Genomic DNA, 20,147 nt, shown 5'->3' with positions numbered 1-20,147 from the left:
GCGGGCGACCCTACTCGACGTACATCGAGTAGGTGATGACGGCGAAGCCGGCCGCGGTCAGCGCGCTCTCGATGACCAGCACGAGGGTCCGGTCGACGCCGACGACCTGGTCGGCGATGCCGGCGAGGAACGCGCCGAGCGTGACGACGCCGAAGCCGAGCGCGAGCGCGCCCAGCGCCGGCGATTCGGTCCGGCGGTACGCCTTGTAGGCGAAGAAGGTGGTGAGCCCGCCGAGCGCGAGCGTGACGGTCTTGAGCACCACCACGAGCACCGTGACCGTGAGCACGTCCCCCGTCACGTCTCCTTGCGCACCTCCGACCACATGTCCGCGAGCCGCTCCTCGGCCGTGCGGGACGGCCGCGAGACGGTCACGTCGAGCTCCCGGTCGTCGGTCAGCGCGAACGTCACCTCCTCGAAGTCGAGGTCGTAGCGGGTCGTGTGGTGGCCGTCGCTGCGGACCTCGGTCAGCTCCGAGAGCAGCGACGCCTCGGTCAGCGCGTCGAGCTTGCGGTAGACGGTCGAGAGCGGGATGTCGGTCGCCTCGGAGATCTCGCTCGCTGTCATGGGTTCGTCGAGTTGTCTGACGATGGCCCGGCAGTCCGGGTCGTCGAGGGCGTCGAGGACCGCCTGGAGGTCCGGCGCGTCCTCCACGCCGACCGGGTCTCGAACCATCCGTTCGCACCTTCCGACAGGGAACACATAACTGGTTCGACTTCAGCGACCGCCGCGCCGCCTCCGGGTCTCGGCCGCACGTGTTCGCCCGGGGTCGGAGACCGCCCACCGCACCGAACATGTTCAACCGGCCTCCCAGCTCGTGGGAATCACCGCCGGCGCTCTTTAAGTAGCCCATCGAAGGTGGAACTGTACCAATGACCGACATCGGAGCCCCCGGAGACGGCCCGTCGCGACGCGACTTTCTGAAGGCGACCGGCGCGGGCGGCCTGGCCGCCGCCGCCGGCTGTACGGCCCCGAGCGGCCGCGACCGACCCGCGACACAGCAGCGAGCCATGCAGTCCCAGACCTCGCTCCCGTCCACGAGCCCGCCGGAGATCGTGAACGTCGACGAACAGGGCGGTAAAGTCACGCTCAAGTCCCAGCCCGCCACCCACGCGGTCCACCCGCTCGACTCGATGGGCGGGCCGGTGGAGCTGCCGCAGGTGTGGGCGTTCCAGGCCGACGACGGCGACCCCAGCGTCCCCGGCCCCATCCTCCGGACGACCGAGGGCCAGGACATGGAGGTCACCCTCGACAACACCGAGGGCAAGCGCCCGCACACGCTCCACTTCCACGGCGTCCAGAAGACGTGGGAGAACGACGGCGTGCCCACGACGACGGGCATCACCGTCAAGCCCGGCGAGAAGCACACCTACCAGATCCCGGCGAACGTGCCCGGCACCCACCTCTACCACTGCCACTACCAGACCCCGCGCCACATCGAGATGGGCATGTTCGGCATCTTCCGGGTCGACCCGAAGGGGTACGAGCCCGCCGACAGGGAGTACTTCCTCACGCTGAAGGAGTGGGACTCCTCGCTCTCGCGGATGATGGCCGGCGAGAGCGCGAGCTACAACCCGCGCAAGCGCAACCCCGACGTCTTCACCATCAACGGCAAGTCCGCGCCCCGGACCCTCCACCCCGAGGACGGCTCGCCGATCATCGTCAAGCGGGGCGAGACGGTCCGGCTGCACATGGTCAACGGCGGGTACATGTCCCACCCGATGCACATCCACAACCACCGGTTCCGGCGCGTCGAGAAGGACGGCGGCGTGATCCCGGAGGCCGCCCGCCACGACATGGACGTGACCAACATCGCGCCCGCCGAGCGTCACACCATCGAGTTCGAGGCCGACGCCGACCCCGGCATCTACCTGATGCACTGCCACAAGGTCAACCACGTCATGAACGGCCGGTCGTACCCCGGCGGGATGCTCAACGGCGTCGTCTACGAGTCGGCGATGGACACCGACATCTTCGCCCAGCTGATGGAGTACGCCGGCTACCAGGGGTAGGACGATGACCCGAGAATACACCCGCCGGCGCGCGATACAGGTCGGCGCAGCGGCGACGGCGACCGCAGCCGCGACAGGGTTTGCCGGCCCGGCGGCGGCCCAGTCGGGCGGCGACCTCTCGTCGTGGTTCGAAGGCGTCTCGAACTACGACGGGATCGTCGACAAAACTGGTCAGTCGGAAGTCACCGTGGCGGTCGGCGCTGCGGGCAACAACGGGAACTTCGCGTTCGGTCCCGCAGCAGTTCGCGTCGACCCCGGAACCACCGTAATCTGGAAGTGGACCGGCAAGGGCGGCAGCCACAACGTCGTGGCCGAGGACGGCTCGTTCGAGAGCAAGCTGACCGGCGAGCAGGGCCACACCTTCGAGCAGACGTTCGACGAGGCCGGAATCACGAAGTACGCCTGCGTTCCGCACAAAGCGATGGGCATGAAGGGTGCCGTGGTCGTGGGCGACGAGGCTGCGGCGTCGGCCGAGTCCGCCGGCGGCGTCTCGCTGGGCGCCACCGAGTACGCGGTCGGCGGCAGCGTCCTCGCCGGCCTGCTCTCGCCGCTCGCCTTCGCGCTGGTGCTGTTCGGGCGCGACCCGGACAGGAGGAAGCAGTAGCGATCCAGTGACGGCGGCCGTCGCAATCAGTCTCTGTCTCTCGCGCTCCGTTCAATCGTCTCCGCCCCTCCGACCGCACGCCTCGCTCAGTTCCTCGGCCGCGCGAGGACGTACCGTCCCGCGCCGAGAACCGCCGACGACGTCCGAGACCGACTCCCCCGGCGGTCCGGCGCGCTCGCTCGGGCCGGTTCGCCTCGTCGGGACCTCCCCGGCTCGCCGGCTGCTCGGCTTCGCCCTCGCGTTCGTCGGCGTCCAGAAACTCGGCTCGGCTGGACTCCGGAGCGGCGGTGTCGGTGACGTATCGGATGCTCCCATCGGAACGCTCGTCGTCCCGAACGGGCTGTATCTCGGCGGCGTTCGGTTCAGGTAGGCTCGACTCGGATAGAGTGTAGATTGCGCTCCGAAATCGAACTGTCGGTTGTCCGGAGGTTCGACCTGTGGAAGAGCCGAGCAGCTAGTTACTGCCGTCACCGCTGTCCCGCAACCGCACAGCAACCGCGGGCCTCACGCCTCCCCAGCCGCTTGCGCTGCTCGCTCACTGCGTTCGCTGTGCTGCTCATCCCTCGCACGCCTGGCGGACCACGAGGGTCCGCCGTGGGTGCTTCGCTCCCGCGAGCCTCGGCTCGCTCCGCTCGCCGAGACGCCAGCGTGCGCCGAAGTGGAGAAGTCGCTGGTAGAATCTGACCGTCGAAAGCGCAAGACCGACCTACCGGTACCCGTCCCGGCCCTCCGCCGCCAGGTCGCGGAGTTTCGCGACGCGCTCGGCGGTCGGGGGGTGAGTCTCGACGTCGACCGGGAGGCCGGCAATCGGGTCGTCGCCGTCGGCGGGCTCGGTCCGGACGATGCCGTGGGGCAGGAAGCAGAGCTCCCGGACGCCGGCGGCGCGGGCGTCCTCGGTCGGCGAGGCGGGCGCGTCGTCGTCGAGCGCCTCCAGCGCCGCGGCCATCGCGGCGGGGTCGCCGGCGAGCAATGCGCCGGCGCGGTCGGCCGCGAACTCCCGGTACCGCGAGAGCCGGCCGCTCAGGACCACCACCGGGAGCGCGAGCAGGCCCAGCGCCACCCCGCCGAACAGCCCGGTGAACACGACCAGGCCGGCGAACGCCAGCAGCGACTCGGCGCTGAACGGGGCCGCGTCGACCAGCCCGGTGCTGACCGCGTACCCGCCGACGGCGGCGAGGCCGAGCCCGAGCGTCCTGACCGGGCCGCTCGCGTCGGAGAACAGCGAGTACTCGTCGTTGGCCAGCGCTGGCAGGAACGTCGCCAGCGTCATCACCGCGGCGTCGCGGTTCTGGAGGTGCGCGAGCTCGTGGGCCAGCACCGCGTCGAGCTCGTCGCCGTCGAGCCGGTCGAGCAGCCCGGTCGAGACCGCGACGGTCCCGCCGCGCAGGTCGCCGACCGTGAAGCTGTTGGGGACGTCGGTCTCGGCCACGGCGAGCGTCGGGGGCGTCACGCCGGCGGTCTGGGCCAGCCGGCGGAGCCGGGCGTGGAGGTCGGGGTACGCCGACTCGTCGACCGGCCGGGCGTCGGCGGCCCGGAGCGCCTCCCGGCGGGTGTACCGGAGCTGGGCCCACGCGAGCGCGAGCGTGGCCACCGCGACGAGCGCGGCCCACGCGCCGCCGGGCAGGCCGCCGCCGACCAGCGGGAGGAGCCACGGCCGGAGCAGGTACGCGACGACGCCCACGAACAGCGCGTCGGCGGCCAGCACGAGCGCAAGGGTGGCCGCGACGCGCCGGCCGAGGGCCGGGCGGTCCGACGAGCGGTCGTTCGGCGGGGAGTCTCGGGACATGGAGGGCGGGTCGAGTTGGGCTATGACGGAGAGGAAGATATATCTGACTGAAAGTTTTCCCCTCAACCGTGGCACACGAACGCCGCCGCGCCGCCCTCGCCGCCCTCTGCGTCTTCGCCGTCGCAGTCGCCGCCACCCTCCTGCCCGCCAGCGGTTTCGGGAGCCAGCCCGCTGGCGTCGGCCTCGGCGGCGGCCCGGACGCACCGCCCGGCGCCGGAGGCGGCACCGACGTCGACCGACAGCCCACCACCGCAACGTCCCCGCCCCCTGGCACGACGACGAGTGGTCGAGACGAAACCACGACGACTGCGACAACGACTACCGCCACCGCGACGACCACGACCGCCGCCGGCGAAGCCGACGTCGGCGGAGGCGGCGGCCAGAACCTGCTCGGCGTCGTCGTCCTCGCCGGCCTGACGATCGTCGGCGGTCTCGCCATCGCCGGCTTCTGGTCGGGCGTGCTCGCCGTCAACGCGGCCGGCGGCGCGATCCCGTTCACCGTCGTCGTCGGGGGGACCCCCGTCGGCGAACTGCTCGGCGGCGTCCCGACCCGGACGATGTCGCTGGTCGTTGGCCTGTCGGGCGCCGTCCCGCGACTGCTCGACGACGCCGCGTCGCTGACCGGCGCGGTCGGCGGCGCGCTCGGGAGCGTCCTGGGGGCCGCCGGCCGCGGGACCGCCGACGCCCTCCGGATCGGCGCCCGGGGCCTGGCCGCGACGTTCACCGCGGTCCCCAGCGCGCTCGCCGGCCTCGGCGCCGGCGGCGGCCTGTTCGCCAGCCTCGGGAGCGTCAGCGTGCCGAGCCTCGGCGGCGGGCGCGGGAGCACGGACAGCGGAAACGCCGGAGGTGGCCGGACCGCCGAGCCCGAGAACGTCCGGCCCCCGACCGTCGAGGAGGCCTGGGAGGCGCTGCGCGACCGGGTGCCGGTGCGCAACCGCCGCGCCCGGACGCCCGGCGAGGTCGCCCGGGCCGCGGTCCGGCGGGGCTACCCCGACGAGGCGGTCCGGCGGCTCACCGACGCCTTCCGGGAGGTCCGGTACGGCGACCTGCCGCGGGACGCCCGGACCGACTCGGCCCGGTCGGCGCTCGACCGGCTCCGCGACCACTGGAGGGACGACGAATGACCGCGCGACGGTACGGGGGTGACGGCGAGTGATCGCCCGGCTCCTCGGCCGCGCGGTCGCGCGGCTCCAGCGGCCCCGGACGCTCGCGGCCCTCGGCGGGACCGCGCTGGCGCTGGCGCTTGGCGTTGCCTTCCTGCCGTGGCTGTTCCCGGCCGCGGTGTTCCGGCCGCTGTCGGGGCCGGTCGCCTCGCCGGCCGCCATCGTGCTGTTCGGCCTGGCGGCCGGCCTGCTCGGCGCGCAGGCGCTGCGCGAGACCGCCACCGGCGCGGTCGACGACGCGGCCGGGCACTCCGGCCGCTGGACGCCGGCCCGACCGCCCGAGCGGGCCTACTACGACGAGTACCGGACCGCGGGCCACGACGTCGACGCGGTGTTCGACGTCGACCCCGACGAGGCCGACGCCCTCGCCTCCGGGCGCCGGAAGGCCCACAAGCGGATCCTGCAGACCGCCATCTCGGTCGTCGCGGACGTCGAGAACGTCGACCGCGAGACCGCCGCCGACCTGGTCGGGTCGGGGGCGTGGACCGACGACCCCCGCGCGGCGGCCTTCCTCGGCCGGCGCAACTACGCGCCGCTCCGGACCCGCATCCGGGACTGGGCCAGCGGCGAGCACTTCGAGCGGTGGGCGGGCCACGCCGTCGCCGAGATCGAGGCGCTCGACCGCGACGACGTGAGCGGCCGCGAGCGGATCGAGGCCCGCGAGCGCCCCGAGACCACCGGGACCGACGAGACACCGACCGTCGAGGACCCGACCGACGTGTTCGGACCGGGCGTGACGGCCGGCGCCGCAGACGAGAGCGAGACGGTCGACACGGAGGACGCGAGCGGGACCGCCGAATCCTCCGAGGGCGTCGCGGTCACCCCCGACGGCGAGGCCGCCGACGCCGAGCGGGAGGTGGTCGGCCGATGAACGAGCGGACGCTCGCGCTCGTCCTGCTGGTGGGCGCGGTCGGGGTCATCTACGCCGCGGCGTTCCGCGTCTCGCGGAACGGACCGAGCGCGCTGGGCCGCGACCGGGACGGCCCCGACTCCGACGCGGCCGACGAGGCGGACGAACGGGACGAGGACCGACCGGGCGAGACGGTGAGCGGCGACCCGTCGGACGACGACGCCGACGAACCGCCCGCCGTGCGCGTCGGCCCGCGGTGGGACCCCGGCACGACCGTGGCGCTGCTCGCGGGCGCGGGCGGCATCCTGACGAAGAACACCACGATGTTCCTCGCCGGAGTCGTGGGCTTCGCGTTCGCGGCCTACCGGTACGGCACCCGACCGCCCTCCCTCGACGTGGCGGTCGAGCGCGTCATCGAGGACCGATCGCCGCTGCCGAGCCGCGACGTCGAAGTCAGCCTGACGGTCCGCAACGAGGGCGACGAGCCGCTGCCGGACCTCCGGGTCGTCGACGGCGTGCCCGAGCGGCTGGCCGTCGTCTCCGGGTCGCCCCGCCACTGCACCAGCCTCCGACCGGGCGAGGAGGCGACGTTCGAGTACGCGGTCCGGGCGCGCCGGGGCACCCACGAGTTCGGCGAGACGACCCTCGTGGCCCGCAACGTCGGCGGCAGCGCCGAGCGCCGGACGACCCGCCGGGCCGCGACGCCCGACGCGCCCGACGGCGACGCGCGGATCACCTGCCGGACGCGGGCCGACGACGTCCCGCTGCCGGCCGACACCTCCTCGCACCCCGGCCAGGTCACGACCGACTCGGGCGGGGAGGGCGTGGAGTTCTACGCCACCCGGGAGTACCAACCGGCCGACCCGATGAGCCGCATCGACTGGAAGCGCTACGCCAAGACCCGCGAGCTCACCACCGTCGACTTCCGGGAGACCCGGGCCGCCACCGTGCTGGTCGTCGTCGACACCCGGACGCTCGCCCACGTCGCCCGTCGCGACGGCGAACCCGACGCGGTGGAACTGTGCACCTACGCCGCCGAGCGACTCGTCGAGGCGTTCGTCCGGCGCAACGACCGGGTCGGCCTCGCGCTGTTCGGCCCCGAGGAGGCGTACCTCGACCCCGCGGGCGGCGACGAACAGGTCGCCCGCGTCCGGGCCGAACTCGAGGACGCGACGCCGCCCGACGAACTCGACGTCGGGATCTTCTCGGACAGGCGCCGCAAGCGGGCCAACGAGTCGCGGTTCGACACGCTCCGCAAGCGCACGCCGGCCGGCGCCCAGGTCGTCTTCCTGTCGCCGATGGCAGACGACTACGCGGTCGAGGTCGCCCGGCGGTTCCGGGCCTACGGCCACGCCGTGACGGTCGTCAGCCCCGACGTCACGAGCGAGCGCCGGGCCGCCGACGGGGCGCGGGCGGCGCCGACCCGCGAGAGCGCCACGCCGGGCGCGGCCCTCGAGCGCATCGAGCGCTCCGAGCGGCTCGCCGCGGCCCGGTCCGGCGGCCTCCAGGTCGTCGACTGGTCGCCCGACGAGCCGATTCGCACGGCCGTCTCGAAGGCCACCGCGAGGTGGTCGGGATGAGCCTGCGCGAGTGGGCCCGCGCCGACGACGCGACCGAGCGGGTCCCCGAGCGCCGGGCCACCCCGTTCAGCGGCACCGTCGCCGTGCTGGTCGCGGTGCTCGCGGGCCTCGCGCTCGGGGCCGCGGACGGGAGCCTGCCGGCGGTGGTCGGCAGCCTGGCCGGCGCGGTGGTCGTCGCGCTCGGCGTCCGCGCCGTCCAGTCGGAGACGAACGCCCGCCGGGCGGTCGGCAGCGTGGGCATCGTCGCCGGGGTGAGCGCGCTCGCGGGCGTCGCGCTGCTGGGCGGCGGCGCGGTCGCCCTGCTGGCGGGCGCGGCGGTCGCGGCGGCCGCCGTCAACGCGACCGTCGCGTTCGACGAGCGGGTCGAGCGCCCGGCCGGCCGAGCGCTCTGGCGGTCGGCCACGGTGCTGTCGATCGGGGCCGTCACCGCGGTGCTGCTCCACTCGGGCGCGCTCGCCGCGCTGGTCCGTGTCGGCACCGCCGGCGTCGTCGACGCCGCCACGTCCAGCCTGCTCGCGATGCTGGTCGTGCTCCAGCTGGAGGTGCTGGCGGTCGTCGAGCTGCTCCACTGGGCGGTGCCGGTGCTCGACCGGTGGTTGCCCGAGGGCCGGGACCTCCGGGCCGCGACGCTCGACCGGTTCGACGTCCGGATCGAGGACCTCCCGAGGGCCTACTGGGCGGCGCTCGGGCTCCAGGTCCTGCTCGCGCTCACCTCGTGGGGGCCGGGCTGGTTCGCGGGGTTCCTCGAGACGATGTCGGTGTTCGGCCGCGTGGTCGGGCTGGTGCTGGCCACCGGCGCGCTCCACGTCCCGCTGGCCGTCCTGCTCGCCGGGCTCGTCGGCGTGCTGGCCGCCCGCGGGCTCCAGGCGCTGTTCGTCGGGTGGGCCGGGACCGACCCGCCGCGGGCGGTGGCCTACGCCGCCGGCGGGGTCGCGACCCTGGTCGCGGTCGGCCTGCTCGCGGTCGCGCTCCCCGACCGGGCCGGCGGACTCGCCGGGACCGTGGGCGCCGACTGGAGCGAGACCGTGGCGTCGCTCGGCCTGACCGCGACGGTCGCGGGCTCGGTCGGGGCCGTGCTGTTCGTGGTCGCGGTCGCCCGGCGGCTGGTCGCGGTGCTGGTCGCGCCGTGGGTCGCCCGCGACTCGGCCAGCGGGTTCGCGGTGGCCGCGGCCGCGCTGGTCGTCGCCGCGCTGGCGGTCGCCGAGACCGGCGGGTCGGCGCTCGCCGTCTTCGGCGGCGTCGCCGGCGCGCTGGCGGTCCACGCCCTCGGGACCAACGCCGTGGACCTCGGCGCCCAGGTCGGCTCCGAGGCCGAGACCCGGGCCGGCGAGGCCGCCCACGCGGTCGGGACGCTGCTGGTCGGCGCCGGCGGGATCGCGCTGGCCGGCGCGACCGCGGTCGTCATGGGCCTGGTCTCGCCGTCGCCCGCGGCCTGGCGGGCCAGGCTCGCGGTGGCGCTGCTGCTGGTCGCGGTGCTGTGCTTCGCGGTGCTGTTCGAGCGGGAGTGACCCCCGGAACTCGTTTCTGGAATCGAACGACGGTCGGTCAGGTCCGCCGGTGCGCCCGGAGGACGCCCGACTCGGTCCGGACCACGGCGGACTTGCCGACGACGATCGGCGCGTCGGACGCCAGGTCGGCGGCGACCCGCCACCGGACCTCGCCGCTTCCGGCGGCCAGCGCGTAGAGCCGGCGGCCAGTAGCGACGTAGACCGCGTCGGCCGCCGCCGCCACCGACGTCGCGAGTCCGCCGGTCGTCCCCCACGCCGAGCGATCGCCGTCCGGCGTCGGCCGGAAGGTCCACCGCTCGCGCCCGTCGTCGGCGCGGAGGGCCGCGAGCGCGGCGCCGGACTGGTAGACCGTCCCGCCGGCGACCGCGGGCGACCCGCGCAGATCGGCGACCGTCGCGGACCAGCGCTCGCGGCCGTCGGCCGCGCCGAACGCGAACAGCTCGTTGTCGGTGGGAACGTAGAGGGTGTCGTCGGCGACGACCGGGGCGCCCTCGCCGCCCGACGGCCCGGCCCTGCGGTCGACTCGCCAGCGGACCTCGCCCGCCGGCGACCGGGCGACCACCGACAGGTCGCTCCGGCCCCGGTACCGGCAGGCGTAGACCCCGTCCGACGAGGCGACGAGCGTGCGGTCGCCGCGGACGTCGACCGAGCGGCGCCACAGGGTCTCGCCGCGTTCCAGACCGACCGCGAGCAGGGCGGCGGTCGGGGCCGCGGTCGGTTCGGACGCGTCGGAGCCGGCGGCGTCCGACTCGCTCCCATCGGACGCGGACGCAACCGTTCGAGCGAGCGCGTAGACTCGGTCCGGGCCGACCGCGACCTCGCGGGGCGTCCCGTCGACCGGAGCGCGCCAGCGGCGCTTCCCTCCGGGGTCGAACGCCGAGAGGGCGCCGTCCTCGTGGCCGACGACCAGCGAGTCCCCGCTCGCGGTCGCGGCCACGAGCGGGTCGGTCTCCTGCTCCCAGCGCCGCTCGCCGGTCGCGGGGTCGTAGGCGGTCAGCGACCCGAACTCGCCCCACCCGTCGGACCCGAAGTCGAAGGACCGCCGCGAGCGGGTGACCGCGAACAGCAGTCGGTCGCCGCCCAGTACGACGTCCGGAGCGTAGACGCCGGTCCCCGTCTGGACCGACCACCGGACGTCGCCGCCGCCGGGGCGGTAGCCGCAGCCCGCGAGCGACGCGGCGCCGGCGGCGGCGAGGCCCGCTTTCAGAAACCGTCGTCGGGACGAGGAGGGAACGTCCGGACGGTCGGGCCGCCGGGTCATCGCGATTCGAGGCCGCGGTCCATCTCGCGGAGGCGCTCGATGCGGTCCTCGGTCGGCGGGTGGGTCGCGGGGAACACGTCGCGGCTGATGAGGTCGCGGTCGGCGCCGAACTGCGGCGCGTCGATGGGCGCGACGTAGAGGGCCTCGAGCCCGCCGTCCTGCTCGCGGAGGTCGTCGTCGGGCAGTTCCGTCATCGTCTCGTCGAGCGTCCGGAGCGCCGAGGCGAGCGCGCCGGGGTTGCCGGTGAGGCTCACCGCGCCCCGGTCGGCGGCGTACTCCCGGTAGCGCGACAGCAGCCGGAAGAACAGGAAGCTCCCGACCCAGAAGGCGGCCGAGACCGCCAGCGTCAGGATCGCGCTGACCGTGAGCACGACGATGGCCACGGCCAGTCCCTTCGCGCCGTCGTCGTCAGCGTGGCGAAAGCCCCCGAGCACGTGGAAGACGCCCTGGAGCACGACGTACGCCGCCATCGCCACGAAGTAGGTCAGCGTCGGCAGGAAGAACGCCAGGGTCATCACGGTCACGTCGCGGTTCTTGACGTGGGCGAGCTCGTGGGCCAGCACCGCCTCGAGCTCCTCGGCGTCGAGCCGGTCGAGCAGCCCGGTCGTCACGACGACCGTGGCGCTGGCCGGCGACCGACCCACCGTGAAGGCGTTGGGCACGTCGGTCCGGCTCACGGCGAGGTCGGGCACCGGGAGGTCGAGCTGCGAGGAGAGGCGGGTCACCGCAGCGTGAAGCTCGGGGCGCTCGTCGGCGTCGACACGCCGGGCGCCCACCGACCGGAGCGCGACGCGGTCGCCGAGGGCGTACTGGGCGGCGAAGCCGACGACCACGGCGCCGACCAACAGGAGCGGGTCGACGTAGAACTCGCCGTTCCACGGTCGCTCGGTGGCGAACTCGAGGAGTTCGAGCCCGACCGTGTTGAGCAGGAACAGCATGACGTAGGCGAACGCGAACGGCAGCAGGAGGACGAACGCGAGCGTCAGCCCCATCCGGAGCTGGAGGCTCCGGTCAGACCGCCACTCCACGGGGCGACACCTCCGTTCGCGGGGGAGTTCGGGGGAGCATGTCGGAGGGGTCTCCGGAGCGGAGCAAAAATCTTGTCCTCTCGCCAAGGTGATCCGGGCCGGGGTCGCCGGGAGCGGCCACAGTCAGCCGCCGCCGCGACGTCACCCCTCTGCGCTCAGTGCCGGGTCACTCCCTGTCCGCACCCAGCGTCATCACGGTCACGCGCGCCACCGCGTCGAAGTCCCGGAGCCGGTACACGAGTTCGCGGACCTTCGCGGCGGGGCCGCGGCAGAACGCGGTCTCCAAGCACCAGTCGCCGCGGTGGACGTGGCTGGTCGCGGTGATGACCTCGCCGAACTCGTGCTGGACCGCGTGGAGGTCGTGGATCACCGCGTCGTGCTCGTAGTCGTAGGCCAGCACCGCGGTCACCGGCCCCTCGGTCGACTCGAGTTCGGCGTGGGACTCGACGTACTCGCGCATCGCCTCCCGGACCGCCCGGGAGCGCGAGTCGAGCCCCTGGGCCTGCCACGTCTCGTCGAAGGCCGCCAGCACTTCGTCGGGAACGTTGAGACTGGTTCGCATGTCCGGGGGTTGCTCCCCGGCGGGGTTGGGCATTTCGGGTTCGGCCGGCGGTCGGCGGGCCGGCGCGCCTCCGTGTCCGGGCAGCGGCGCCGCACCAGAACCTTTAAGATTTAGGTTTGCCTAAAGCTCGCGTATGGCCGCACGTTCCGAGGCGAATCGCGACGAAATCTCCGAGGAGGACCGCGAACCCGAGGCCCCCGCGCTCTCGCTGCTCGAAACGCGACCCGGACGAAGCGTCCTCACCGAGGAGGGCAACACCGACGGCTGGATCGCGACCGACGTGACCGTCGACGTCCGGGAGTAACTGGTTTTCCGTCTCTGCTGTCAGCCGATTCCAGCGGGCCGACCGTCGAACAGTCGCCGTCGACGGCAGTGACGGCTTCCCGGTAGTTCCCGTATCCCGACAGAGCCACAGGTACGCCAACCGGTATCAGGCAACCGGGTCGACCGGCGGACAGTGCGAACGTCTGACAGGGATCGCGAACGGAAAGTTCGTCCGCGAGGACTATATTTTAGGTAAACCCAAAAAATGTTCTCGTACGGAAAAGTTCAAGTGGGTAGCGGTCGAATCTACGACCGCAATGAGCACCCAGAAGACCGTTCGTCAGGAGGAAGGCACCGTCGAGGAGAACCCGGTGCGGCTCGACCGGGAGAAGGCCGAGCAGATCATCGACGCGCTCAACACCGACCTCGCCGACGCGTACGTGCTGTACCACCAGCTCCACAAGCACCACTGGAACGTGGCCGGCGCCGAGCACAACGACATCCACGTGTTCCTCCAGGAGGCCTACGAGGAGGTCGAGGAAGCCGCCGACGAGCTGGCCGAGCGCGTCCAGGCCATCGGCGGGGTCCCGCACGCGAACATGACGACCCTCTCGGAGGCCGCGACGGTCGAGCCCGAGGACGAGGACGTCTACGACATCCGGACCTCGTTCGAGAACGACGTCGAGATGTACGGCGACATCATCGAGAGCTACCGCGAGCACATCGAGCTCGCCGAGAACCTCGGCGACTACGCCACCGCCGAGATGCTGCGCGAGCACCTCGAGCACCTCGAGGAGCACGTCCACGTCATCGACCACTACCTCGAGGACGACACCCTCGTCCAGTAGGGCCGCCGGACGCCGGCGACGCCGCCGGGAGACGGTCGCACCGCCGGCCGCCCGCGGTCCGGACCGTGACGGCCGGCGTTCCTCGTCGGACGGCCCCGCGGGGCCGTCCGGACCGAACGGTTCACTCCTTCTGCGGTAACTGACTGGCTTCTCGGCGTCGGTCGCAGTCGGGTTCCCAGAGGCGACGGCGGCGGACGCTCCGCGCCCGACAGCGGCCGCCCGTCGAGCGACCGGACCGGTCGCTACCGGGTCCGACGCCGGTCGGGCGAGCGCTAGTCGTCGGCGGCCCGGGGGCTGCGGGTCTCCCACTCGGCCTGGCACTCGGCGTCGCAGAACGCGAAGAAGGTCACGTCGCCGTCGGCCTGCCGGACCGCGACCGGGTAGTCGCTGTCGAGTTCGAACGCCGAACCGCAGTGGGTGCACTCGCCGAACGACCGGCCGGTCCCGTCGGTGACCGGCGCCGCGGCGACCAGCCCCCGGCCGTCGGCGACGACGTCGCACCCCGCGTACGTGAACGAGACCCGGAGGTCGCAGCGGGCAGACTCGACGAGTCGCTCCAGGCAGTCGGGGTCCAGAACGTCGTAGAGGGCGGGGAGATCCCGGACGTCCTCGCCGACCACCGCGGCGACCGTCTTCGTGACCCCGTCAAGCATCGTCTCGCCGTCGTCGAGACTGTAGGAGTGCCCGAGTTTGCCAGTCATTTCTCGACGGGAGAGAGGCGTGCTCTGGCCAAAAATCTAGGGGTATCGTTCTCCTGTGACGCAAGAAATCAGTGAAATATTGTACTTTCTGTAGCTATACGTCAGGAGTCGGCGACGCCGAAATCAGTCCTCCGGGACGTCCTGGCCCAGGTGGTTGAACGGCTGGACGTGCTCGTCGAGGGTGAGCCGCTGGGACTCGACGGTCACGCCCAGCTCGGTGAGTTCGGCCGCGATCGCCATCACGTCCGCGAGGTCCGTGGCGATGCCGGTGACCTGGAGGTTCCCCTGGCCGGCGAGCAGCTCCCGGACGTTGACGACGCCGTGGACCTCCAGCACCGCCTCGGAGACGTCCGCCAGCCGGTCGGCCGCGACCGTGCAGGTGAACACGACTTCGAGCGGGAACCCCGCCGCCTCGTAGTCGAGGGTCGGCACGTACCCCCGGATGACGCCACGGTCCTCCATCTTCTCGATGCGGTTCCGGACCGTCCCCTCCGAGACCGGCAGTCGCTCGGCCATGTCGACCGGCGTGAGGTTCCGCGCGTCCTGCTGCAGGAGGTAGAGTATCCCCCGGTCCACTTCGTCGAGGTCGTCGGCACTCATCCAGTGACGGTTCTTCGGTCCCCCAAATGAAACTTGTTGTCGCGCCGTCCGAGGCGGCGACGGACGGGAACTGCGACCCCGTCGGGGCGCGGAGGCGGTGACGATACCCGCCCCGACGGAGACGACCGCGCGTCGGCCTGCCCGCCGGTATTACGCCGACCCCGATCCGGTAATAACAACCCGTTTAGGTCCGGTCTCCCTACCTCACGGCGAGAATGGTACCGGGAGACGCGGTCGGACTGTTCGTCGGCGCGGTCGCGCTCGGCGTGGCCCACGGTATCGAGCCCGGGCACGGCTGGCCGGTCGCGGCCAGTTACGCCCTCGACCAGTCGAACAAGTGGCTCGCGGGCTTCGCCGCGAGCCTCCTGCTCGGGGTGGGCCACCTCGTCAGCAGCATCGCGATGGTGGTCGTCTTCTTCTTCGCCAAGCGCTACTTCGAGCTCACTCAGATCAACGAACCGATCGAGCTCCTGGGGGTCCAGCTCGGCGGCCCGGTCGGCATCGTCGCCGGCGCGGTCCTCATCCTGCTCGGCGTCCGGGAGTACTTCCACGGGCACAGCCACTCCCACGGACACGACCACGGGGACGAGGAGTCCCACCACCACGACGGACACGACCACGGTCACAGCCACGACGACCACGGCCACGACCACGGTCACAGCCACGACGACCACGGGCACAGCCACGAGGACGACGCCGGCCACGGTCACGAGCACCTGCACGACGACCACGGACACGCTCACGACCACGGCGACCGCGGTCTGCTCGGCAGACTGAAGACGGCCATGCCCTTCGTCGGCGGCCACGGCCACGGCCACGGCCACGGCTCGGCCGAGGAGGCGGCCGAGCGCGGGCTCTGGGGCATCGCGGGGTTCGCCTTCGTCCTCGGGTTCGCCCACGAGGAGGAGTTCGAGATCATCGCGATGTGCGCCGGGTCGAGCTACTGCCTCTCGCTGATGACCACCTACGCGCTGACGGTCGTCGCGGGCATCGTCACCCTCACGCTCCTGCTCATCGCGGGCTACCAGCGGTACGAGCAGCGGGTCGAGCGGTACACCGCCTACCTGCCGGCGTTCTCGGCGGCCGTGCTGATACTCATGGGCCTGGGGTTCGTCACGGGACTGTTCTGAGCGTCCGCGTGACGGACCGCGGGCGCCTCGCCCGCTGGGACTCGCTCGCCCCGCCTCGCTCACCGGGTCCGGCCGTCGCGCGCGGCGAGCAGTCGGATCCCCCGCCAGACGGCGACGCCGAGGACGGCGCCGACCAGGACCGCGGCGGGGTCGAGACCGCCGGCGTGATTGGCGTGTAGGGGGAGGAGGGACATGGCCGACAGTTGGGTCCCGACGGTCGTCAAGGTTTCCGTCGCGGAACGCCGCCCCGACCAGTTAGATTTTTGTCTCGCTTGCGAGAACTGTCGACCGGTGAGACAGATGGACGAAGCGGCCCTGCTCCCGACGCTGCTGTACCTCCTGCTGACGGCGACGGCCGTCGCGTTCGCGGCCTGGTCGCTCGACTGGTTCCGGCTCACCGCGCTCAGCGCCACCGCGGTCGCGCTCGGACTGATCATCGAGGGCGGAGTGGCGTACGAGGGCGTCAGGCGGGCGATGCGGTGACGCGGCACCGAACAGCGCCCGGGTGCCACCGGGTCGACAGGTGACCGCCGCGCGCTGCGTTCCAGTCGGAGGCCGCGGTCGGCAACCGGTACCGTTCGCCCCCGCTCATCCCGCGACCGACCAGAATCGAACGCTCTGGGGCACCCGCCAGAGGGGTTCGGGGAGGTCGCTCTCCGACGGGTCGTTCTCCCTGACCTCGTGGCGCCTGTGCTCGACGAGCCGGCGCACCTCGAACCCGGCGTCGACGATGGCGTCGTGGAGGTCGGCGACCGTGCGGTCGAAGACGGTCAGCGTCGACTCGTAGCCCTCGTCGATCGTGATCTCCCGCGGTCCGGGATCGAAGTAGTCGCCCTCGACGGTCCCCGTGTCGTCGTCGAGGTTCTCGGAGAGCGGGTGGGGAACGCTGAGCACGAAGACGCCGCCGTCCCGGAGGACGCGGCGGGCCTCGGCGAGCGCTCGGTCGAGCCGGTCGACCATCTGGAACACCGCCTCGGAGGACGCGAGGTCGAAGCTGTCGTCGGCGAACGGGAGGTCCGTCACGTCGCCCTGGACGAACCGGGCGTCGACGCCGTAGAAGTCCCGTAACCGCCGGGCGTGGCGCAGCTGCTCGCCGGAGAAGTCGACCCCGACGACGGTCTCGGCGCCCAGTGCGGCCGTGCCGACGCTCCCCTGGCCCCCGCCGCACCCCAACTCGACGTAGTCGCTGCCCTCGACGGTAGAGAGGACGTCGGCGGGGCGGCCGCCCGGAGCGTCCGGCGCGAACGGGGACGGGGCCGGCGGAAGCTCTCCGTCCGCCGTGTCCGCGTTCCACAGGGCCTGGAAGTCGTCGCTCCACTCGTTCCAGAGTCGCCGGTTCCCGCGTCCGTGTTCGGTCACGGCCCGACCTCCGGCCGCAGGCGGTATCAGTATTCCGCGGGTTTGGTACGTCTCCGCACGGAGTCGACGCTCACCGAGCGAAGCGGGGCGAGACGTCGGAACAGTAGAGAGGGCGGAAGAGTCGTAGTTACCGCAGGAACCCGAGCAGCTCGTAGTCGCGGTCGGGCGTGTACCGGCGGAAGAGCAGGCTGTTGGTCAGGACGCTCACGCTGGAGAACGCCATCGCGCCCGCGGCCAGCACGGGCTGGAGCAGGCCGAGGCTGGCCAGCGGGATCATCGCGGTGTTGTAGCCCAGCGCCCAGAAGAGGTTCTGCTTGATCTTCGCCAGCGTCCCCTCCGAGACGCGGATGGCCTTCATCACGTCCGCGGGGTCGTCGCGCATCAGCGTCACGTCGGCGGCCTCGATGGCCACGTCGGTGCCCGACCCGATGGCCGCGCCGACGAACGCCGCGGCCAGCGCGGGCGCGTCGTTGACGCCGTCGCCGACCATCATCGCGTTGCGGCCCTCCGACTGGATCGACTCGACCGCGTCGGCCTTGTCCTCGGGCAGCACCTCGGCCCGGACGTTGTCCGGGTCGATGCCGACCTGCTCGGCGACCGCGCGGGCGGTGCGCTCGTTGTCGCCGGTGAGCAGCATGACCTCGCGGCCCGACTCGCGGAGGTCGGCGACCGCCCGCTTCGCGCTCTCCTTGACGGTGTCGGCGTCGGCCACGACGCCGGCGAGCTCGCCGTCGATCGCCACGAGCATCGCGGTCTTGCCCTCGCGTTCGAGGCGCTCCATGGTCGCCTCGGCGGGCGAGACGTCGACGCCGCGGTCGGCCAGCAGCTTGCGGTTGCCGACCAGCACCTCGCCGCGGGAGGTCGTGGCCTCGACGCCGTGACCGGGGACGTTCTCGAAGTCCGCGGGGTCCTCGACGTCGAGTCCCCGTTCCTCGGCCGCCTCGACGATGGCCTCCGCCAGCGGGTGCTCGCTGCCCTTCTCGGCGCTGGCCGCGGCTTCCAGCACGCGGTCCTCGTCGGTTTCCGTGGGCGGCGCTTCGAGGGTGCCGCCGTCGGCCGCCGGGTCGCCGCCGTCCGCTGCGGTCTCGGCGTCGCCGGCGCCGTCAGCGCGCGGCCCGAGGGCCACGACGTCGGTCAGCCGCATCTCGCCCTCGGTCAGGGTGCCGGTCTTGTCGAACACCACCGTGTCGACGTCCCGGACCCGTTCGAGCACGTCGCCGCCCTTGAAGAGGACGCCGTTCTGCGCGCCGATGGAGGTGCCGACCATCGTCGCCGCGGGGGTCGCCAGGCCGAGCGCGCAGGGGCAGGCGATGAGCACCGCGGAGGCGAACACGACCACCGCGAACTCGAACACCGAGACGCCGCCGCCGACGACCGTCGGGCCGCCGGCGACCAGCCCCCACAGCGGGAGCGACTGGACGAAGCCCGCCAGCGCCTCGGGGAAGAGGAACCAGAGCACCGCCCAGAACAGCGCGTTGGTGATGACCGCGGGCACGAAGTACGCCGAGATGCGGTCGGCCACCTGCTGGATCTCGGGCTGGCGGCTCTGGGCCTCCTTGACCAGCTGGACGATCTGCTGGAGCGCGGTCTCCGAGCCGACCTTGGTGGCCTCGACCCGGAGCACGCCGTTCTCGTTGACGGTGGCGCCGACAACCTCGTCGCCGGGGGACTTCTCGACCGGGACCGACTCGCCGGTCACCATCGACTCGTCGACCGCGCTGTCGCCCTCGCGGACCACGCCGTCGGTGGGGATCTTCTCGCCGGGCCGGACGACCATCAGGTCGCCGACCTCGACGTCCTCGATGGGGATCTCGACCTCCTCGCCGTCCTCGACTATGGTCGCGGTGTCGGCCTCCATCTCCAGCAGCTTGCGCAGGGCCTCGCTGGCCTGGCCCTTCGAGCGGGCCTCCAGGTAGTTGCCCAGCGTGATGAACACCAGGATGAGCGCGGCGGTGTCGAAGTAGAGGCTCCCGGCGATGAGGTCGAACAGCACCGCGACGCTGTAGAGGTAGGCGGTCGACGACCCCAGCGCGATCAGCACGTCCATGTTCGCGGTCCGGTTGCGCACGACCGCGGTGTAGGAGTTCTCGTAGAACTCCCTGCCGAGCAGCACCTGGACCGGGGTCGCCAGGCCGAACATGACCCAGCCCAGCGGAACCCCGAACAGCTCGTCGGCGAGCAGCCCGTCGAACAGGTAGTGCTCGAGCAGGAAGAAGACCAGCGGCGCCGACAGCAGCGCGCCGAGGATCGTGAGGTTGCGCTGGCGGCGGATCTCGGCGTTGCGGGCGTCCTCGCGCCGGTCGCCCGCGGTCTCGCCGTCCCCGTCCGAGTCGTCCTCCCGGATCGGCTCGTAGCCCGCCGACTCGATGGCGTCGTAGAGGTCCTCGAGGTCGGCGTCGTTGGGGTTGTACCGGACCGTCCCCTCGTCGGTGGCGTAGTTGACCTCGGCGTCGACGACGCCGGGGGTGTCCTCGAGGGCGGTCTCGTTGGCCTCCGAGCAGTTCGCGCACGACATCCCGGAGATGCCGATCGCGACCTGCTGGGCCACCGGCTCGTAGCCCGCGTCCTCGATCGCGCCGTAGATATCGGCGAGCGAGACGACCGCCGGGTCGTACTCGACGGTGCCCTCGTCGGTGGCGAAGTTGACGTTCGCCGACTCCACGCCGTCCAACTCGCTCAAGGCGTCCTCGACCGTCCCCGAGCAGTTGGCGCAGCTCATGCCTCGGATGTCGAGGTGTGCAGTGCGCGCCATGTTGCTCTCCTTGTCCTAACAGAGGGGAGCCAGCTTAATGCGAGTTTCCCCTTACAAACGAGGGGGCAGCGGCCAGAATCCTTTTCTGAATAACTCGATCCCGGCCCCCAATTTTTGTTTCTAAATCTTCGACGAGCACGCA

Annotated in this window: 20 protein-coding genes and 1 pseudogene; 10 read left to right on the top strand and 11 right to left on the bottom strand. The window is 72.4% G+C overall.

Annotation, left to right across the window (positions count from 1 at the left end):
• Window positions 1-10: 10 nt before the first annotated feature.
• Complete coding sequence (locus ACQUQF_RS22860; RefSeq protein WP_435181596.1) at window positions 11-298, bottom strand: DUF7521 family protein; 288 nt, start codon at window positions 296-298, stop codon at window positions 11-13.
• Window positions 295-672 carry a helix-turn-helix domain-containing protein gene (locus ACQUQF_RS22855; RefSeq protein ID WP_435181595.1) on the bottom strand — a complete coding sequence of 126 codons (378 nt, stop codon included), beginning with the start codon at window positions 670-672 and terminating at the stop codon, window positions 295-297. The genes ACQUQF_RS22860 and ACQUQF_RS22855 overlap by 4 nt, the downstream gene beginning before the upstream one ends.
• A gap of 197 nt (window positions 673-869) precedes the next feature.
• Between ACQUQF_RS22855 and ACQUQF_RS22850 the strand changes: the two genes are divergently transcribed.
• Window positions 870-2,009, top strand: coding sequence for a multicopper oxidase domain-containing protein (locus tag ACQUQF_RS22850; protein ID WP_435181593.1), 1,140 nt, complete (start codon window positions 870-872; stop codon window positions 2,007-2,009).
• 4 nt (window positions 2,010-2,013) lie between these two features.
• Window positions 2,014-2,493, top strand: a pseudogene (locus ACQUQF_RS22845) (halocyanin domain-containing protein); the annotation flags it as partial.
• 826 nt (window positions 2,494-3,319) lie between these two features.
• On the opposite strand, the gene ACQUQF_RS22840 reads toward ACQUQF_RS22845, so the two are convergent.
• Window positions 3,320-4,399 carry a M48 family metalloprotease gene (locus ACQUQF_RS22840; protein ID WP_435181591.1) on the bottom strand — a complete coding sequence of 360 codons (1,080 nt, stop codon included), beginning with the start codon at window positions 4,397-4,399 and terminating at the stop codon, window positions 3,320-3,322.
• Window positions 4,400-4,467: 68 nt separating this feature from the next.
• Between ACQUQF_RS22840 and ACQUQF_RS22835 the strand changes: the two genes are divergently transcribed.
• The 4 genes from ACQUQF_RS22835 to ACQUQF_RS22820 are packed head-to-tail and all read left to right on the top strand — an operon-like array spanning window position 4,468 to window position 9,500.
• Window positions 4,468-5,523 (top strand): DUF4129 domain-containing protein, encoded by a 1,056-nt coding sequence (locus tag ACQUQF_RS22835; RefSeq protein ID WP_435181589.1) that lies wholly within the window; start codon window positions 4,468-4,470, stop codon window positions 5,521-5,523.
• Between the two features lie 28 nt (window positions 5,524-5,551).
• A complete protein-coding gene (locus tag ACQUQF_RS22830; RefSeq protein ID WP_435181587.1) occupies window positions 5,552-6,433 on the top strand; it encodes a DUF7269 family protein in 882 nt (293 codons plus the stop codon).
• On the top strand, window positions 6,430-7,992 hold the full coding sequence (locus ACQUQF_RS22825) for a DUF58 domain-containing protein (protein ID WP_435181586.1): 1,563 nt from the start codon (window positions 6,430-6,432) through the stop codon (window positions 7,990-7,992). The genes ACQUQF_RS22830 and ACQUQF_RS22825 overlap by 4 nt, the downstream gene beginning before the upstream one ends.
• Window positions 7,989-9,500: a DUF7519 family protein gene (locus ACQUQF_RS22820; RefSeq protein WP_435181584.1), complete on the top strand. Its 1,512-nt coding sequence runs from the start codon at window positions 7,989-7,991 to the stop codon at window positions 9,498-9,500. Before ACQUQF_RS22825 ends, ACQUQF_RS22820 begins: the two co-directional genes overlap by 4 nt.
• A 37-nt stretch (window positions 9,501-9,537) precedes the next feature.
• Here ACQUQF_RS22820 and ACQUQF_RS22815 read toward each other — a convergent pair whose 3' ends face one another.
• The 3 genes from ACQUQF_RS22815 to ACQUQF_RS22805 all read right to left on the bottom strand — a co-directional run bounded on the left by ACQUQF_RS22815 (window position 9,538) and on the right by ACQUQF_RS22805 (window position 12,351).
• Window positions 9,538-10,761 (bottom strand): PQQ-binding-like beta-propeller repeat protein, encoded by a 1,224-nt coding sequence (locus ACQUQF_RS22815; RefSeq protein WP_435181582.1) that lies wholly within the window; start codon window positions 10,759-10,761, stop codon window positions 9,538-9,540.
• Complete coding sequence (locus ACQUQF_RS22810; RefSeq protein WP_435181580.1) at window positions 10,758-11,789, bottom strand: M48 family metalloprotease; 1,032 nt, start codon at window positions 11,787-11,789, stop codon at window positions 10,758-10,760. Before ACQUQF_RS22810 ends, ACQUQF_RS22815 begins: the two co-directional genes overlap by 4 nt.
• 166 nt (window positions 11,790-11,955) lie before the next feature.
• The gene (locus ACQUQF_RS22805) at window positions 11,956-12,351 is read right to left on the bottom strand and encodes a CopG family ribbon-helix-helix protein (protein ID WP_435181578.1); all 396 of its coding nucleotides are present in this window, start codon (window positions 12,349-12,351) and stop codon (window positions 11,956-11,958) included.
• 133 nt (window positions 12,352-12,484) lie between these two features.
• Between ACQUQF_RS22805 and ACQUQF_RS22800 the strand changes: the two genes are divergently transcribed.
• Both ACQUQF_RS22800 and dpsA read left to right on the top strand, forming a co-directional pair.
• Window positions 12,485-12,655 carry a hypothetical protein gene (locus tag ACQUQF_RS22800; protein ID WP_435181576.1) on the top strand — a complete coding sequence of 57 codons (171 nt, stop codon included), beginning with the start codon at window positions 12,485-12,487 and terminating at the stop codon, window positions 12,653-12,655.
• 277 nt (window positions 12,656-12,932) lie between these two features.
• The gene (dpsA, locus tag ACQUQF_RS22795) at window positions 12,933-13,463 is read left to right on the top strand and encodes a DNA starvation/stationary phase protection protein DpsA (protein ID WP_435181574.1); all 531 of its coding nucleotides are present in this window, start codon (window positions 12,933-12,935) and stop codon (window positions 13,461-13,463) included.
• Between the two features lie 272 nt (window positions 13,464-13,735).
• Here the strand turns inward: dpsA and ACQUQF_RS22790 are convergent, their stop codons facing one another.
• Entirely contained in the window at window positions 13,736-14,164 is a 429-nt protein-coding gene (locus ACQUQF_RS22790) for a DUF7576 family protein (RefSeq protein ID WP_435181573.1), read from the bottom strand.
• A gap of 123 nt (window positions 14,165-14,287) precedes the next feature.
• A complete protein-coding gene (locus ACQUQF_RS22785) occupies window positions 14,288-14,764 on the bottom strand; it encodes an Lrp/AsnC family transcriptional regulator (RefSeq protein ID WP_435181571.1) in 477 nt (158 codons plus the stop codon).
• Window positions 14,765-14,979: 215 nt separating this feature from the next.
• Here ACQUQF_RS22785 and ACQUQF_RS22780 point away from each other — a divergent pair, with 215 nt between their 5' ends.
• Window positions 14,980-15,894, top strand: a complete 915-nt coding sequence (locus tag ACQUQF_RS22780) for a hypothetical protein (protein ID WP_435181569.1) — start codon at window positions 14,980-14,982, stop codon at window positions 15,892-15,894.
• A 59-nt stretch (window positions 15,895-15,953) separates the two neighbouring features.
• Here the strand turns inward: ACQUQF_RS22780 and ACQUQF_RS22775 are convergent, their stop codons facing one another.
• Entirely contained in the window at window positions 15,954-16,088 is a 135-nt protein-coding gene (locus ACQUQF_RS22775) for a hypothetical protein (protein WP_435181567.1), read from the bottom strand.
• Window positions 16,089-16,185: 97 nt separating this feature from the next.
• On the opposite strand from ACQUQF_RS22775, the gene ACQUQF_RS22770 reads away from it, so the two are divergent.
• Window positions 16,186-16,377: a hypothetical protein gene (locus ACQUQF_RS22770; RefSeq protein WP_435181566.1), complete on the top strand. Its 192-nt coding sequence runs from the start codon at window positions 16,186-16,188 to the stop codon at window positions 16,375-16,377.
• 105 nt (window positions 16,378-16,482) lie between these two features.
• Here the strand turns inward: ACQUQF_RS22770 and ACQUQF_RS22765 are convergent, their stop codons facing one another.
• Together ACQUQF_RS22765 and ACQUQF_RS22760 are read right to left on the bottom strand one after the other, a co-directional pair.
• Entirely contained in the window at window positions 16,483-17,253 is a 771-nt protein-coding gene (locus tag ACQUQF_RS22765; RefSeq protein ID WP_435181564.1) for a class I SAM-dependent methyltransferase, read from the bottom strand.
• Between the two features lie 127 nt (window positions 17,254-17,380).
• The gene (locus ACQUQF_RS22760; RefSeq protein WP_435181563.1) at window positions 17,381-20,005 is read right to left on the bottom strand and encodes a heavy metal translocating P-type ATPase; all 2,625 of its coding nucleotides are present in this window, start codon (window positions 20,003-20,005) and stop codon (window positions 17,381-17,383) included.
• Window positions 20,006-20,147: the final 142 nt, after the last annotated feature.

It is taken from the genome of Halorussus sp. AFM4 (assembly GCF_051194995.1).
Lineage (GTDB): Archaea > Halobacteriota > Halobacteria > Halobacteriales > Haladaptataceae > Halorussus.
Note: the sequence above shows the minus strand (reverse complement) of the source record. Positions and strands in the feature narration are given on the sequence as shown.

Bases quoted from the DNA above. Each gene is read 5' to 3' on its own strand.
- ACQUQF_RS22855 (WP_435181595.1), bottom strand. From the start codon at position 672: ATGGTTCGAGACCCGGTCGGCGTGGAGGACGCGCCGGACCTCCAGGCG.
- ACQUQF_RS22850 (WP_435181593.1), top strand. From the start codon at position 870: ATGACCGACATCGGAGCCCCCGGAGACGGCCCGTCGCGACGCGACTTT.
- ACQUQF_RS22840 (WP_435181591.1), bottom strand. From the start codon at position 4,399: ATGTCCCGAGACTCCCCGCCGAACGACCGCTCGTCGGACCGCCCGGCC.
- ACQUQF_RS22825 (WP_435181586.1), top strand. From the start codon at position 6,430: ATGAACGAGCGGACGCTCGCGCTCGTCCTGCTGGTGGGCGCGGTCGGG.
- ACQUQF_RS22820 (WP_435181584.1), top strand. From the start codon at position 7,989: ATGAGCCTGCGCGAGTGGGCCCGCGCCGACGACGCGACCGAGCGGGTC.
- ACQUQF_RS22815 (WP_435181582.1), bottom strand. From the start codon at position 10,761: ATGACCCGGCGGCCCGACCGTCCGGACGTTCCCTCCTCGTCCCGACGA.
- ACQUQF_RS22805 (WP_435181578.1), bottom strand. From the start codon at position 12,351: ATGCGAACCAGTCTCAACGTTCCCGACGAAGTGCTGGCGGCCTTCGAC.
- ACQUQF_RS22800 (WP_435181576.1), top strand. From the start codon at position 12,485: ATGGCCGCACGTTCCGAGGCGAATCGCGACGAAATCTCCGAGGAGGAC.
- dpsA (WP_435181574.1), top strand. From the start codon at position 12,933: ATGAGCACCCAGAAGACCGTTCGTCAGGAGGAAGGCACCGTCGAGGAG.
- ACQUQF_RS22790 (WP_435181573.1), bottom strand. From the start codon at position 14,164: ATGACTGGCAAACTCGGGCACTCCTACAGTCTCGACGACGGCGAGACG.
- ACQUQF_RS22785 (WP_435181571.1), bottom strand. From the start codon at position 14,764: ATGAGTGCCGACGACCTCGACGAAGTGGACCGGGGGATACTCTACCTC.
- ACQUQF_RS22780 (WP_435181569.1), top strand. From the start codon at position 14,980: ATGGTACCGGGAGACGCGGTCGGACTGTTCGTCGGCGCGGTCGCGCTC.
- ACQUQF_RS22775 (WP_435181567.1), bottom strand. From the start codon at position 16,088: ATGTCCCTCCTCCCCCTACACGCCAATCACGCCGGCGGTCTCGACCCC.
- ACQUQF_RS22760 (WP_435181563.1), bottom strand. From the start codon at position 20,005: ATGGCGCGCACTGCACACCTCGACATCCGAGGCATGAGCTGCGCCAAC.